The sequence below is a fragment of the Thalassotalea euphylliae genome, assembly GCF_003390395.1.
Taxonomy (GTDB): domain Bacteria; phylum Pseudomonadota; class Gammaproteobacteria; order Enterobacterales; family Alteromonadaceae; genus Thalassotalea_F; species Thalassotalea_F euphylliae_C.
In genome coordinates, this window is the sequence record NZ_QUOV01000001.1 from 773,675 (window position 1) to 788,090 (window position 14,416).

At 44.3% G+C, this 14,416-nt stretch carries 9 protein-coding genes and 4 tRNA genes; 11 read left to right on the forward strand and 2 right to left on the reverse strand.

Translation table 11 applies throughout. The features are described from left to right. The first annotated feature begins 8 nt into the window (after positions 1–8). The 11 genes from alaS to DXX92_RS03400 all read left to right on the forward strand — a co-directional run bounded on the left by alaS (position 9) and on the right by DXX92_RS03400 (position 12,132). Positions 9–2,633: an alanine--tRNA ligase gene (alaS, locus tag DXX92_RS03350; RefSeq protein ID WP_115999143.1), complete on the forward strand. Its 2,625-nt coding sequence runs from the start codon at positions 9–11 to the stop codon at positions 2,631–2,633. Between the two features lie 20 nt (positions 2,634–2,653). Further along, on the forward strand, positions 2,654–3,880 hold the full coding sequence (locus tag DXX92_RS03355; protein WP_115999144.1) for an aspartate kinase: 1,227 nt from the start codon (positions 2,654–2,656) through the stop codon (positions 3,878–3,880). A 128-nt stretch (positions 3,881–4,008) separates the two neighbouring features. Continuing rightward, positions 4,009–4,206 carry a carbon storage regulator CsrA gene (gene csrA, locus DXX92_RS03360; RefSeq protein WP_115999145.1) on the forward strand — a complete coding sequence of 66 codons (198 nt, stop codon included), beginning with the start codon at positions 4,009–4,011 and terminating at the stop codon, positions 4,204–4,206. A 140-nt stretch (positions 4,207–4,346) separates the two neighbouring features. Next, positions 4,347–7,079: a M16 family metallopeptidase gene (locus DXX92_RS03365; protein ID WP_115999146.1), complete on the forward strand. Its 2,733-nt coding sequence runs from the start codon at positions 4,347–4,349 to the stop codon at positions 7,077–7,079. Positions 7,080–7,313: 234 nt separating this feature from the next. Then, positions 7,314–7,406 (forward strand) — tRNA-Ser (locus DXX92_RS03370). A 52-nt stretch (positions 7,407–7,458) separates the two neighbouring features. Then, positions 7,459–7,535: transfer RNA gene (locus DXX92_RS03375), tRNA-Arg, on the forward strand. Between the two features lie 96 nt (positions 7,536–7,631). Then, positions 7,632–7,708 (forward strand) — tRNA-Arg (locus DXX92_RS03380). Between the two features lie 166 nt (positions 7,709–7,874). Beyond that, positions 7,875–7,951 (forward strand) — tRNA-Arg (locus DXX92_RS03385). A gap of 960 nt (positions 7,952–8,911) precedes the next feature. After that, positions 8,912–9,178 (forward strand): OadG family protein, encoded by a 267-nt coding sequence (locus DXX92_RS03390; RefSeq protein ID WP_115999147.1) that lies wholly within the window; start codon positions 8,912–8,914, stop codon positions 9,176–9,178. A gap of 14 nt (positions 9,179–9,192) precedes the next feature. Next, complete coding sequence (gene oadA / locus DXX92_RS03395) at positions 9,193–10,992, forward strand: sodium-extruding oxaloacetate decarboxylase subunit alpha (protein WP_115999148.1); 1,800 nt, start codon at positions 9,193–9,195, stop codon at positions 10,990–10,992. 9 nt (positions 10,993–11,001) lie between these two features. Further along, positions 11,002–12,132 carry a sodium ion-translocating decarboxylase subunit beta gene (locus DXX92_RS03400; RefSeq protein WP_115999149.1) on the forward strand — a complete coding sequence of 377 codons (1,131 nt, stop codon included), beginning with the start codon at positions 11,002–11,004 and terminating at the stop codon, positions 12,130–12,132. A 110-nt stretch (positions 12,133–12,242) separates the two neighbouring features. Here DXX92_RS03400 and pdxH read toward each other — a convergent pair whose 3' ends face one another. Then, complete coding sequence (gene pdxH / locus DXX92_RS03405) at positions 12,243–12,905, reverse strand: pyridoxamine 5'-phosphate oxidase (protein WP_115999150.1); 663 nt, start codon at positions 12,903–12,905, stop codon at positions 12,243–12,245. Positions 12,906–13,082: 177 nt separating this feature from the next. Further along, positions 13,083–14,396: an amidohydrolase gene (locus DXX92_RS03410; protein WP_115999151.1), complete on the reverse strand. Its 1,314-nt coding sequence runs from the start codon at positions 14,394–14,396 to the stop codon at positions 13,083–13,085. Between the last annotated feature and the right edge of the window lie 20 nt (positions 14,397–14,416).

Here is a 14,416-nt window from a genome sequence, read left to right on the forward strand (position 1 = left end):
GAAAAACCATGATTAGAAGTAGTGCTGAGATTCGCAAAGCATTTTTAAATTACTTTGCCTCCAAACAACATCAAATTGTTCAAAGTGCCTCATTGGTGCCGGGCAACGATGCCACCTTGTTGTTTACAAACGCCGGTATGGTGCCATTTAAAGATGTTTTCTTAGGCGCAGAAAAGCGCAGCTATACGCGCGCTACCTCGTCACAGCGCTGTGTTCGCGCCGGTGGTAAACACAACGACTTAGAAAACGTCGGTTATACCGCACGTCACCACACTTTCTTTGAAATGTTAGGTAACTTCAGCTTCGGTGATTACTTTAAGCAAGACGCTATTAAGTACGCGTGGCAGTTCTTGACTGAGGTACTGGCATTACCAACAGAAAAGCTGTTAGTAACCGTATACGAAACTGACCAAGAAGCGTTTGATATCTGGAACAAAGAAGTCGGCGTGCCAGCAGAAAAAATTATTCGCATTGGCGACAAGCACGGCGCTAAGCAATACGACTCAGATAACTTCTGGTCAATGGGTGATACTGGTCCATGTGGTCCGTGCTCTGAAATTTTCTACGATCACGGTGAGCACATTTGGGGTGGTCCTCCGGGTTCACCTGAAGAAGATGGCGACCGTTTCATTGAAATCTGGAACTTAGTTTTCATGCAGTTTAATCGCCATGCTGACGGCACCATGGAGCCTTTACCCAAGCCATCAGTTGATACCGGTATGGGCTTGGAGCGTATCTCTGCGATCATGCAAGACGTGCACAGCAACTACGAAATTGACATTTTCCAAGGTTTAATCGGCGCTGCTGCTAACTTGCTAGCATGTGACGACTTAGAAAGTAAGTCACTGCGAGTCATTGCCGATCACATTCGCTCATGTAGCTTTATGATTGCTGATGGCGTAATGCCATCGAATGAAGGCCGTGGTTATGTGCTGCGCCGTATTATTCGCCGTGCAATTCGTCATGGTCACAAACTTGGCGCTAAAGATTTCTTCTTCCACAAATTAGTGGCGGCATTAATTGAGCAAATGGGTGAAGCTTACCCAGAGCTGGTTCAACAGCAAGCGGTTGTTGAAAAAATGCTACGCATTGAAGAAGAGCAATTTGGTCGCACCCTTGACCGTGGTATGGCGCTACTAGAAGACATTATCGCGAATATGACAGGTGATGTGATCAATGGCGACGATGTATTCAAGCTATATGACACTTACGGTTTCCCTGCGGATTTAACGGCAGATATCGCGCGTGAGCGTCAATTACGTATTGATCACAATGGTTTTGATGTTGCTATGGGCTTACAACGTGAGCGCGCGCAGCAAGCAAGCCAATTCGGCACTGACTACAACGAACAGCTTAAGTCTGAAAAACTGACTCAGTTTAAAGGTTACACTAACCACGAGTACTCAAGTACTGTGGTTGAGCTTTTCAAAGAAGGCGAAGCGGTTGTTGAATTAGCACCGGGCGATAAAGGTGTGGTGGTATTGGATAACACGCCATTCTACGCCGAATCAGGTGGTCAAGTAGGTGACACAGGTGTATTACATTTAGATGGCGGTACATTTGACGTTACTGACACTGTTAAAGTGGGTAATGCCTTTGCACACCACGGCACGGCACAAATTGCGATTGGCCTTAACCGCCGTGTGAAAGCAGAAATTGATGTCGCACGTCGTGAGAAAATTGTTAAAAACCATACCGCAACACATATTCTTCACGCGGCATTGCGCAAGGTGCTTGGTGAGCATGTGACTCAAAAAGGCTCATTGGTTGACCCAGACAAGCTACGTTTTGACTTCTCACACTTTGAGGCGGTTACCGCAGACGAGTTAAGCCAAATCGAACATATGGTGAACAGCGAAATTCGTCGCAACGTAAAACGCGAAACTGAGCTAATGCAAATTGATGAAGCCAAAGAAAAAGGTGCGATGGCACTGTTTGGTGAGAAGTACGATGACGAAGTGCGCGTAGTAACCCTTGGTGAATTCTCAACAGAACTGTGTGGTGGTGTTCACGTTGATCGCACTGGTGATATTGGCCTGTTAAAAATTACTTCTGAATCAGGTATTGCTGCTGGTGTTCGTCGTATTGAAGCGGTCACAGCAGAAGCGGCACTAACCTTTATTGATAGCCAAGCTGATACGCTAGCAACCATCGCTTCAATGGTGAAGTCTGACGTTGCCGGTACAACAGGTAAAGTTGAGCAAATGATTTCACGCGCTAAGCAGCTTGAGAAAGAAATTGCGCAGCTTAAGCAACAATTGGCATCAGCAGCTAGCGGTGACTTAGTTAGCCAGGCGGTTGATATCAATGGTGTTAAAGCATTGATTGCCGATTTAGACGGTGTTGAATCTAAAGCGCTACGTGGCATGGTTGACGAGCTCAAAGTGAAAATGGGCTCAGGTATTATCATGCTAGCCACCGCCAATGGTGACAAAGTTGGCCTAATTGCTGGTGTCACTAAAGATCTGACTGGCCAAGTGAAAGCAGGCGAGTTAGTCAACATGGTGGCACAGCAAGTTGGTGGTAAAGGTGGCGGTCGTCCAGACATGGCGCAAGCAGGTGGTAGCCAACCTGAAAATATTGCCGCTGCGCTAGCATCTGTTCAGCCGTGGCTAACTGAAAAATTGGGCTAATTCGCTCACTGTAATTTTACATGGCGATTATCGTTCAGAAATATGGGGGAACCTCGGTAGGTTCCCTTTCGCGTATTGAAGCGGTCGCAGAAAATATCATCACCACGGTTAGGCAAGGGCATCAGGTTGTTGTCGTGCTATCAGCCATGGCAGGCGAAACTAATCGTTTGCTGGCAATGGCACAGCAATTAGATGCGACACCGGCTAGCAGAGAGCTGGATATGCTGCTCGCTTCCGGCGAACAAGTCAGCATTTCATTGCTCGCCATCGCCTTAGTGCAGCGCGGCATTTCCGCTATCTCTTTATTAGCTCATCAAGTGGGTATTCAAACTGATAATCGCTTTGGCGCGGCTCGCATACAGGCAATTGATACTCAGCGCTTAACGCAGGCTCTGTCGCAAGAGCAAGTCATTGTTGTAGCTGGCTTTCAGGGGCAAGACGTTGAGCATAATGTCACGACACTTGGTCGTGGTGGTTCTGATACTAGCGCTGTTGCCTTAGCAGTTGCGTTAAATGCTGCAGAAGCACAGATCTTTACCGACGTTGATGGCGTTTATAGTGCTGACCCGCGCATTGTTGCCAAAGCACAACGCATCCCATGCTTAAGCTTTGATGAAATGCTGGTGATGGCCAGTTTAGGTGCTAAGGTGTTGCAAAATCGTGCCGTAGAATATGCGTTTAAGCATCAAATGCCTATTCGTGTATTGAGCAGTTTTAGTCAAGGGGAGGGGACACTTGTGTTGCCAAAAAGCCAAGCATTAGCTGAAAGCCAAAGCAATAATCCTGTGTCTAGTATTGTGCATGACCAACAACAGGCACTAATTTGCTTAACTGATGTCGCCGATAATGCGGTTTCATCAATCTTTGACTGCCTTGAAAAAGCCAATGTTGAACTTGATATGGTGCAGTTAGTAGGTGAGTCATCACTCGCTAAGCAGCTCTTGTTTACACTGAATAGAGATAAGCTGGAGTATGCGAGAAATGCACTACAAGAGATTACAATGTTTAACAAATTTGGTACTATCCGCAGCCGCGAATCAGTTGCTAAAATATCAGCAGTTGGTATTGGCCTAAATAGTCACACCAAAGTGGTTGGCAAAATTGTCGCACTGCTCGCGTCTGCTGAAATTGATATTGAATTAATTTCAACCTCAGAAATTTCATGTTCTGTTGTAATTGATGAAACTAATCTGGTTCAAGCAGCTCAAATACTGCATAGCGGATTCGGTTTAGATTCGTCGAACTAAGTTATCTATTTTTAACCATTGTTTTTATGGATAAATTTCAAATTTAGACTAACTTAGATAAGGTCAGTGACCAAAAACTAGCTTAGAAAAATTAGTGGATCTCAATTCATACTTAAAGGAATCGAAGAATGTTAATATTAACTCGCCGTGTCGGTGAAACCTTGATGATTGGTGACGACGTAACTGTCACAGTACTAGGTGTTAAAGGTAATCAAGTACGTATTGGTGTAAACGCACCGAAAGAAGTTTCTGTGCATCGTGAAGAAATCTATATGCGCATACAAGCAGAGAAAGGCGATTCAGAGCCTTCTGGCAACCAGTTCTAATGTAGAACTTGAGAAGAATTGATACAAATAAGGTCAGCATGTTGCTGGCCTTTTTTTTGCCTTTTTATTTCCAACGATGTCGATTTCCTTTACATTGTTAAATTGATGTTAATTTCTATAAAAACAACAAGGAGAACGGGATGTTCTTAACCCAACCCACCAAACGCTGGCTGGTTGCTTCTGTAGTCTGTAGCAGTTTGAGTGCGATTTCTTGGTCAGCATCTGCCGCTAATGAAATCACCAGCATTGAAGGTATTACTGAATACCACTTAGATAATGGCTTACAAGTCTTGCTGTTTCCTGATCAAACTAAGGAAACCGTGACCGTTAATGTGACCTATCATGTTGGCTCTAAACACGAAAACTACGGCGAAACCGGTATGGCTCATTTACTTGAGCACTTAGTGTTTAAAGGAACACCTCGTCACAAAGATATCCCCGCCGAGTTAAGCGCTCATGGTGCGCGCCCTAATGGCACAACTTGGACAGATCGCACGAATTATTTCGAAACGTTCACTGCTACGCCTGAAAACATCAACTGGGCGTTAGATATGGAAGCGGATCGCATGGTTAACTCGTTCATTGCGAAAGAAGATTTAGACAGCGAAATGACTGTTGTACGCAATGAGTTCGAGCGCGGTGAAAACAGCCCATTTCGTGTGACGCTGCAACGCACCATGGCAAGTGCCTTTGAGTGGCACAACTACGGTAAGTCGACGATTGGTGCTCGCGCTGATTTAGAAAATGTTTCAATTGACCGTTTAAAAGCTTTCTATAAAAAATATTATCAGCCTGATAATGCAACACTGATTGTTGCTGGTAAGTTTGAAAACGACAGCATGATTAAGTTGGTTGATAAGTACTTTGGTGTGATCCCTAAGCCAACACGTGTGATTGAGCCATTATACACTTTAGACCCTGCCCAAGACGGCGAGCGTCAAGTGACAGTGCGCCGTGTTGGCGATGTACAACTTGTTGGCAGTGTTTACAAAGTGCCTGCGGGTTCGCATGAAGACTTTGCCGCGTTAGATGTTGCCGCCGAGATTTTTGGTGCAGCAGCAACAGGTCGTTTACACAAAGCATTAGTTGAGAAAAAACTCGCTAGTCGTGCATTTGGTTTTAACTTCCAGTGGGAAGAGCCTGGCGTTGCTTTGTATTTCGCGCAAGTAGACAAAGATCAAGATTTAGCAGTTACTCAAGCACAGTTGCTAAAAACGATAGAGCAGACCATGGAGCAGCCATTTACCGACGAAGAAGTTGAGCGTGCAAAACGTACTCTTTTGAAAGAAATAGAGCTGACTTTTAACTCGTCTGAACGTATTGCTTTAGGGTTAAGCGAATGGGTTGGCATGGGTGATTGGCGCTTGCTTTTCTTAAACCGTGACCGCATTGAAAAAGTGACAACGGCTGATGTTAAGCGCGTTGTAGATACTTATTTTGTGAAAAACAACCGTACGGTAGGTCGTTACATTCCAACCGATAAACCAGAGCGTGTTGAAATTCCTCAAGTTGAAAGTGTTGCTGCTATGTTAGAAGGCTATAAAGGTCGTGAAAATATCGCTCAAGGTGAAGCATTCGACCCGAGTCACGATAATATCGATAGTCGCACTAAGATGGTGACGTTAGACAATGGAATTAAAGTAGCGTTATTGGCGAAGAAAACACGTGGTGAGTCTGTTGTTGTTCGCGTAGCGACTCAGATGGGCGACTTGGATTCATTGCAAAGTAAGGGCTTAATTGGTGACTTAACGGGTAGCATGTTGATGCGTGGTACCACGACGTTCACAAGAGAGCAGCTTAAAGACGAGTTCGACAAGCTGAAAACTAATGCGGTTATTGGCGGTGATGCTGAAGGTGCTTCAGCGCGTTTAGAAACGGTTAAAGCGAATTTAGTACCTGCCTTAAAGCTAATGGCACAAGTGTTAAAACAGCCTTCGTTTGATGCCAAAGAGTTCGACCAACTTGTTTCAACAACCGAAGTTGATATTGAGCAACAACTACAAGATCCACAAGCTATTGTATTTAGAGAATTCTCGCGCCGTCAAAACCCATTTGACGCGTCACATCCGCGTTATATCGCAACGATGGAAGAACAGTTAGCAAACTTAAAAACAGTGAAGTTAGCTGACTTACAAGCCTTCCACAAGCAGTTCTACGGCGCTAACAGCATGCAAGTTAGTGTTATAGGTGATTTTGACGAAATGGTCGCGGTTAAAGCGTTAAACGACTTATTCGGCGATTGGGCTTCGGAGCAAGCTTATAAACGCATTACCCATCCTTACCACAAGCAACCAAGCAAAGATCAAAGCTTTAATACACCAGATAAAGAAAATGCCGTATTTGTTGCTTCAACTACTTTGCCGGTAGGGGTTAACAGTAAAGATGCGCCAGCACTTGAGCTAGCAAACTACATTTTCGGTGGTGGATTCCTAAATAGCCGCTTAGCAACTCGTTTGCGCCAAAAAGACGGTTTAAGTTACGGCGCTGGCTCTTTTGTTCGTATGAGCAGCAATGACGCTCGTGCCTCAATGGGCGCATATGCGATTTGTGCACCGCAAAACTTAGCGAAAGTTGAAGTGGGCTTCAAAGAAGAGCTTGAGCGTTTAATTAAAGATGGTTTCACTGCTGAAGAAGTTGAAGCAGCCAAATCAGGCCTATTGCAAGGTAAGCGCGTTAGTCGCTCACAAGATAGAGAGTTAGTCGCTAAATTAAATGGCAACTTGTATTACAACAAGAGTATGCAGTTCGATAAAAAATACGAACAGCAACTTGCAGCGTTAACACCTGAGCAACTACACAAAGTGGTGAAGAAATATTTCAAACTGAAAGATTTCTCTATCATTAAAGGTGGTGATATGAGTAAAGTTGAATAAATGAACATTTATTTATAGTTTTGAAAGGCTACCTTGCAGGTAGCCTTTTTTAATTCGGGCAATATTAGCTGCTGGGCTGATGTTAAAAACAAACTTAATTCATCAAAAAATTGCTCAATTAATCACGTTTTTGCCCTAAATATCGACGTGTTGTATTAATTGTGAGCAAACGAAATAAAAAGTTTAAAAAACTGTTTGACTTATTTTTCAGAATCATTAATATTCGCAGCCACTGGTGAGATGGCCGAGTGGCTGAAGGCGCTCCCCTGCTAAGGGAGTATACGGTTTGTAGCCGTATCGAGGGTTCAAATCCCTCTCTCACCGCCATTATTTCTTAATGGCATCTACGTTAACTAAGATGTAAAACTGTTAATTATGCGGACGCGTAGCTCAGCTGGATAGAGTACCTGGCTACGAACCAGGCGGTCGCAGGTTCGACTCCTGCCGCGTCCGCCACTTTCTCGAAAGTGGTAATAATTTTAACAACTGGTTAAGCATAGAAAAACAGCTAATATTAAGGCTGGTTAAATAAATTAATAATACTTTTATTGCGGACGCGTAGCTCAGCTGGATAGAGTACCTGGCTACGAACCAGGCGGTCGCAGGTTCGACTCCTGCCGCGTCCGCCACTTTCTTTAAAGTGGTTAAGCAATAAATACTATCCTTACCTCGGGATATAAAATAATGATTAACTGTGAACACGCAGTTCAGCTTGATAGGCAGTATGCTTTGACTTAGATGGCTACGAACTGGTTCGCTATCCTTACCTCAGGATATAAAATATCGATTGACCGCGGACGCGTAGCTCAGCTGGATAGAGTACCTGGCTACGAACCAGGCGGTCGCAGGTTCGACTCCTGCCGCGTCCGCCACTTAACTTGAAAAAGAAGAAACCAGTCATTTGACTGGTTTTTTTTCGCCTGTAGAAAGTTCAAAGCAAATCTAGTAGATGATCAGGGCTTTGTTGCAGTAGCCCAAAGGATTAGCTGGATAGCCTGATATAAAAGTAAAGTGGCTACGAACCAGGCGGTCGCAGGTTAGGCTCCTGCCAGTGCTACAGCAATCAAGAGTGCCACATCTAAGAAACCAGTCTTTTGACTGGTTTTTTTTCGCCTGTAAAAAGTTCTTAGCAAATCTAGTAGGTGATCAGGATTTTGTTGTAGTTGCCCAAAGGCTAAGCTGAATAGCCTGAAATAAAATCAAAGTGGCTATATTAAGCTTCACTTGCTAGAAACCTTGTAACCCCACTATCGACCACCTGATAATGGCTAATGCATCATCAATAGTCGTCAATGTGCTTTATGAAGCGCCTTATGGATACATTGGCCTCTCAAATAACTAATGCCAATTGAATTAATTAATTGGTATCGGATAACTCGATAGTTGAGCTTCACTTTCTCTTTTCAACTTAACAACAAAATCGATCTTCGAATGAGAGTATTTGAACCCATCATGGTGAGATTGAGTGTAATGGGGTTTTCTTGCTATTCATCATCGTCGAGCTAGGCTTAGCTATAACTAAAAAGCATGAAGATCATCTTCAATCAACAAAAAACTGCATAATTGTATAGACAGCTTTTTTATCAATATTGTATACAATTTCATTGTAAGTCAGTGAAATTAAAATAATTAGATAAAAAATATTGTATACAAAAATTGTTTTTGCTGTTTTTTGGCTGCATAAATATCAAAATATTATGAATGAATAGTGAAAATGATGATTTGAGCTATTGACATCTTTTTTTTTATCTTAAATGGCTATTTCTTGATTGCATTTTCAATATTGGAGTGATTATTCTAGCCAGACAAAGAAAATAATAAGAGAGTAACAAATGGAATCACTCAGCCAATTGTTTATTGAAGCGGGCACACTGATGCTTGCTGGTATGGTGTTTGTTTTCGCCTTTCTTGGCATTCTTGTGGTGATCATTAATACCGTATTAGCACCACTTGCAAATAAGTTTCCCGACCCTGTAGCACCGGCCGTTACTCGCCCACCAGTTAAAAAATCTGCGGCTAATGATGGTGTCTCACCTTCAGTTGTAGCGGCTATTTCAGCCGCTGTTTCACAATACCGCCAAAAGCATAATAAAGAATAGATAGGAGCATGGTCATGACAAAACCATTAGGTATCACAGAGCTTGTACTAAGAGATGGACATCAGTCCCTGTTAGCAACCCGACTTCGTTTAGAAGATATGTTGCCGATCGCTCCAGTGTTAGATGAAGTAGGCTTTTGGTCAATTGAATCATGGGGCGGTGCAACGTTTGATGCGTGTATTCGCTACTTAGGTGAAGATCCTTGGCATCGCATTCGCGAGCTGAAAAAAGCGATGCCAAATACCAAGCAACAAATGCTATTTCGCGGGCAAAATATTCTAGGTTATCGCCACTACGCTGACGATGTCGTGGAAAAGTTCGTTGAACGTGCGCACATTAATGGTGTTGATGTTTTCCGTATTTTTGATGCGATGAACGATGTTCGCAACTTACAAACAGCGATCAAAGCGGCAGTTAAAGTCGGTGCTCATGCCCAAGGCACACTGAGCTTCACTGAAAGCCCTGTGCACACGCTTGATGGTTGGTTAACAATGGCCAAGCAACTTGAAGATATGGGCGCGCACTCGCTTTGTATTAAAGACATGGCAGGCCTACTTAAGCCATACTATGCAGAAGAGCTAATTACCAAATTAAAAGAAACCGTTGCGCTGCCAATTTCATTACATTGCCATGCTACCACTGGCTTAAGTGTTGCGACTCATATGAAGGCGATTGACGCCGACATTGATGTTATTGATACTTCAATTTCATCAATGAGTATGACTTACGGTCATTCACCAACAGAAACCATTGTTTCGGCAGTTGAAGGTTCGCCGCGTGATACTGGTTTAGACATGAACAAGTTGGCAGAAGTGGCAACCTATTTCCGTGATGTTCGTGAAAAGTATGCCAAGTTTGAAGGTAGTTTGAAGGGCGTTGATGCACGTATTCTATTAGCTCAAGTGCCAGGCGGCATGCTAACCAATATGGAAAATCAATTACGAGAGCAGGGTGCAGCTGATCGTTTAGACGAAGTACTAACTGAAATTCCTAAAGTTCGTAAAGATTTAGGTTATATTCCGCTAGTAACACCAACCTCGCAAATTGTAGGTACCCAATCGGTGCTGAATGTACTGACTGGCGAGCGCTACAAAACCATTACCAAAGAAACCGCAGGTGTATTAAAAGGCGAATACGGCGCAACGGCAGCAGAGGTTAATGCTGAGCTGCAGACACGCGTGCTTGATGGTAGTGACGCCATTACTTGCCGACCTGCAGATCTGCTCGATCCAGAGGTGGATAAATTGACGGCGGAACTAGAGCAGCTAGCCAAAGAGAAAAGCATTGATTTAGCAGACGATGTTATTGATGACGTGCTTACGTATGCGTTGTTCCCGCAAATCGGTTTGAAGTTCTTAGAAAATCGCAATAATCCAGATGCTTTTGAACCTGCACCTAGTAAAGCAGATGCTGCACCGAAAGCAGCGCCAGCACCAGCAGCTAGCAGCACGGGTGGTACTGAAAACTATTCCGTTGCAGTTGATGGTAAAGTTTATGAAGTAGTTGTTGGCCCAAGCGGCAGTGTTAGCTCGGTAGCGCCAAGTTCAGCACCGGCCTCGGCGACAGACGCTGCAATTAAACAAAGCGCATCAGTTTCAGCCGAAGAAACGCTGAATGCACCACTTGCGGGTAATATTTTCAAAGTCTTGGTTAGCGAAGGCCAAGAAGTGGCGGAAGGTGATGTGGTTATCATCATGGAAGCAATGAAAATGGAAACCGAAGTACGCGCAGTAACAGGTGGTACGGTTGTTAGCTTAAATGTCCGTGAAGGTGACTCAGTTGCTGTTGGCGACGTGTTACTGAGCTTATCATAGGGGCATAACATGGAGCAGTTACAAACACTCTGGATGTCCACAGGTCTTGCCAACTTTGAAGTTGGCCAGATCGTTATGATGCTCGTTGGTTGTGGCTTATTGTATTTGGCAATTGCCAGAAACTTCGAGCCGCTGCTGCTTTTACCTATGGGCTTTGGCGCGATTTTAACCAATATCCCTGTCGCTGGCTTCTCTGAAGTTGGTGGCCTACTGCACTATGTTTATTATGCAGGGATCGACACGGGTATCTTCCCGCTGCTGATCTTTATGGGCGTTGGTGCGATGACCGACTTCGGTGCGTTAATCGCTAACCCTAAAACACTGTTTTTAGGTGCTGCTGCGCAGTTTGGTATTTTTGCTACCTTGTTTGGCGCGATTGCCTTAAACGCCATTCCTGGATTCGAATTTACGCTACAAGATGCTTCAGCCATTGCCATCATTGGTGGCGCTGACGGCCCTACGGCGATCTTCTTGGCGTCTAAATTAGCGCCTGAGTTATTAGGTGCAATTGCCGTTGCTGCTTATTCATACATGGCGCTTGTGCCAATTATTCAGCCGCCAATTATGAAGCTGTTCACTAATGAAGAAGAGCGCAAAATTGAAATGGCTCAAATGCGTCATGTGACCAAAATAGAGAAGATTATCTTCCCGCTGGCGGTACTACTAATGGCGATTTTCTTCTTGCCAGCAGCAACGCCACTGGTTGGTATGTTCTGTTTAGGTAATTTGATGCGTGAATCAGGTGTGGTAGATCGCTTAAGCTCAACCGCGCAAAATGAGTTGATCAATATCGTCACCATTTTCTTAGGCTTAGGTGTTGGTTCGAAGCTAAGCGCGGATGCTTTCTTAAATGTAGAAACGTTAGGTATTTTAGCCTTAGGTGCGGTGGCATTCTCGATTGGCACAGCGTCAGGCGTATTGATGGCGAAACTAATGAATAAGCTGTCGAAGGAGCCGATCAACCCACTAATTGGTGCAGCGGGTGTTTCAGCGGTACCGATGGCTGCACGTGTGGCGAATAAGGTTGGTTTAGAAGCAAACCCACACAACTTCCTGCTAATGCATGCGATGGGACCAAATGTTGCTGGTGTACTTGGCTCGGCAGTTGCTGCGGGTATTCTGTTAGCACTTGTCGGTTAAAGTAACTAGCTCGATGAGCTAAGCTGATAATTAATAAACAAAAAGCCCAAACCCCACGCAATACTGCTTAGGGCTTGGGCTTTTTTATGATTTATGCTTTTTGCTAGGGGCTAAGGGTGTAGCTTAAAAGTTTGCCAGTCGTTGTTCGTTTGGTCATTTTTTTCAAAACACAGCCTATCGTGCAAGCGGCTTGCACGGCCTTGCCAAAATTCCATGTAGTGCGGTTTTACGCGCCAACCGCCCCAGAACTCAGGATGTGGAACGTCTTTACCTGAAAACTCTTGTTCAAACTGCTGTACGCGTTCCTTAAGCTCATTAGGGTGAGTGAGTTGTTGGCTTTGTTTGGATGCCCATGCGCCCACTTTACTGCCGCGGTCGCGGCTGTTGAAGTAATTGGCTGATTCTTCCACGGTAGTTTTTTCAACAGTACCTTCAATACGCACTTGGCGTTGTAATACATTCCAGTGAAATAACAAGGCGACCTTTTGATTGCTTTCAAGCTCATGGCTTTTGCGGCTGCCATAGTTGGTGTAGAACACGAAGCCTCGCTCGTCGAAAGATTTCATTAGCACCATGCGCGAGCTTGGCTGGCCATCTTTACTACAAGTGCTTACCGAGACTGCTTCAGGTAATAAGATCCCAGATTTATTGGCATCATTAAACCAAGTATCAAATAGGGCGATTGGATCGCTGGCATCATCAAATTCAGGTAGTGACAGGGCAACCCCTTGGCCAAAAGTAAATAAACAACGAATTTTTTCTAGGAAAGTCATAATGATAACAGCAATTAATGATTGAGCTTATTTTAGCAATTTAGCATGCTGGATTACCACAATGAAAGTGACAAGCCAGTAGCATAAATTACGTAATGTAAAATCCAATTATACTACTGGCAGAAAGGGTTTTTAGTTCATTTGTGCTTAATTTGCTTAAGTTTAATTTACCTAGCCTTAATTCATTTGCATATAGTCAAATGTTAAGTTCGTTAGTAGTTCAACACCTAACTTCATGCCGCTTTCGTCAATTTTAAACTCTGGCGTATGGTGACCCGGTGCTTCATCTTCTGGAATATCGCGGCTTTTGCCACCAACGAATAAATACAAGCCTGGCACTTTTTCTTGGAAGAAAGAAAAGTCTTCAGCACCTGTTACGGCTTTGGTTGCTACAGCATTACCTTCGCCAGCGGTGGCGACTAACGTTGGTAGCATAGTTTGCATGAGTTTTGGATCGTTATAAGTGATTGGGTAGCTGTAATCTAGCGGTAACGTTACTTCTGCAGTGGTGTTCATACTCGCCGCAATGTTGGTTGCTTTGCGATGCACGGCTTCGTGAATATGCTCGCGAATATCAGGGTTTAAGCTGCGAATGGTGCCGACCAACTCAACTTCGCTTGGAATGATGTTAGAGCGATTACCGCCGTTAATCATACCAACAGTGACAACGGCTGCGCTGTCAATAAGCTTAACTTCGCGGCTAACAATGGTTTGCAAGCCCATAATTACTTGCGCTGCGGAAACGATAGGGTCAGCGCTTAACCAAGGGTAGGCACCATGTGACTGCTGACCTTTGATGACGATGCGGTATGGGTCAACCGCTGCCATAATGCCTTCTTCTTTGTATTCTACGGTGCCGACATCTTGACCTGAGCTAATGTGTAAGCCAAAAATAACATCGACATCTGGGTTTTTGAGTACGCCTTCTTTAACCATCACTTCAGCACCGCCAACTTCACCGCGTGGTGCGCCTTCTTCAGCCGGTTGGAAGATAAACTTCACTTTACCGGTTAATTGGTCTTTCTTCTCAGTAAGAATTTTTGCCGCGCCCATTAGCATGGCAATATGGGTGTCGTGACCACAGGCATGCATCACACCGACGTCTTTACCTTCATGCACCGCTTTAACTTTAGACTCGAAAGGTAAACCTGTTGCTTCTGTCACTGGTAAGCCGTCAATATCGGCTCGTAGCGCAACCACGGGGCCAGGTTTACCAGAATCAAGTACGGCAACAACGCCTGTTTTTGCGATACCTGTTTGCACATCTAAACCAAGCTCAGTTAAATACTTGGCAATGGTTTTAGCTGTTTCGAATTCACGATTAGAGAGTTCAGGATGTTGATGGAAATGACGGCGCCACTTGATCACTTGTGGTTCAATTTGGCTTGCCATATCGGCGACGTCTGCTTTAAACGAGCCCGTATTTGCTACGGCGGTTTGCAATGATGAGCAAGCAACAGCAATGCTTGCAGCTAATAGAAGTTTTTTCATGTTGAAGTTGTTTTTGTTGT

Bases quoted from the DNA above. Each gene is read 5' to 3' on its own strand.
- csrA (WP_115999145.1), top strand. From the start codon at position 4,009: ATGTTAATATTAACTCGCCGTGTCGGTGAAACCTTGATGATTGGTGAC.
- DXX92_RS03355 (WP_115999144.1), top strand. From the start codon at position 2,654: ATGGCGATTATCGTTCAGAAATATGGGGGAACCTCGGTAGGTTCCCTT.
- DXX92_RS03410 (WP_115999151.1), bottom strand. From the start codon at position 14,396: ATGAAAAAACTTCTATTAGCTGCAAGCATTGCTGTTGCTTGCTCATCA.
- DXX92_RS03400 (WP_115999149.1), top strand. From the start codon at position 11,002: ATGGAGCAGTTACAAACACTCTGGATGTCCACAGGTCTTGCCAACTTT.
- DXX92_RS03390 (WP_115999147.1), top strand. From the start codon at position 8,912: ATGGAATCACTCAGCCAATTGTTTATTGAAGCGGGCACACTGATGCTT.
- DXX92_RS03365 (WP_115999146.1), top strand. From the start codon at position 4,347: ATGTTCTTAACCCAACCCACCAAACGCTGGCTGGTTGCTTCTGTAGTC.
- oadA (WP_115999148.1), top strand. From the start codon at position 9,193: ATGACAAAACCATTAGGTATCACAGAGCTTGTACTAAGAGATGGACAT.
- alaS (WP_115999143.1), top strand. From the start codon at position 9: ATGATTAGAAGTAGTGCTGAGATTCGCAAAGCATTTTTAAATTACTTT.
- pdxH (WP_115999150.1), bottom strand. From the start codon at position 12,905: ATGACTTTCCTAGAAAAAATTCGTTGTTTATTTACTTTTGGCCAAGGG.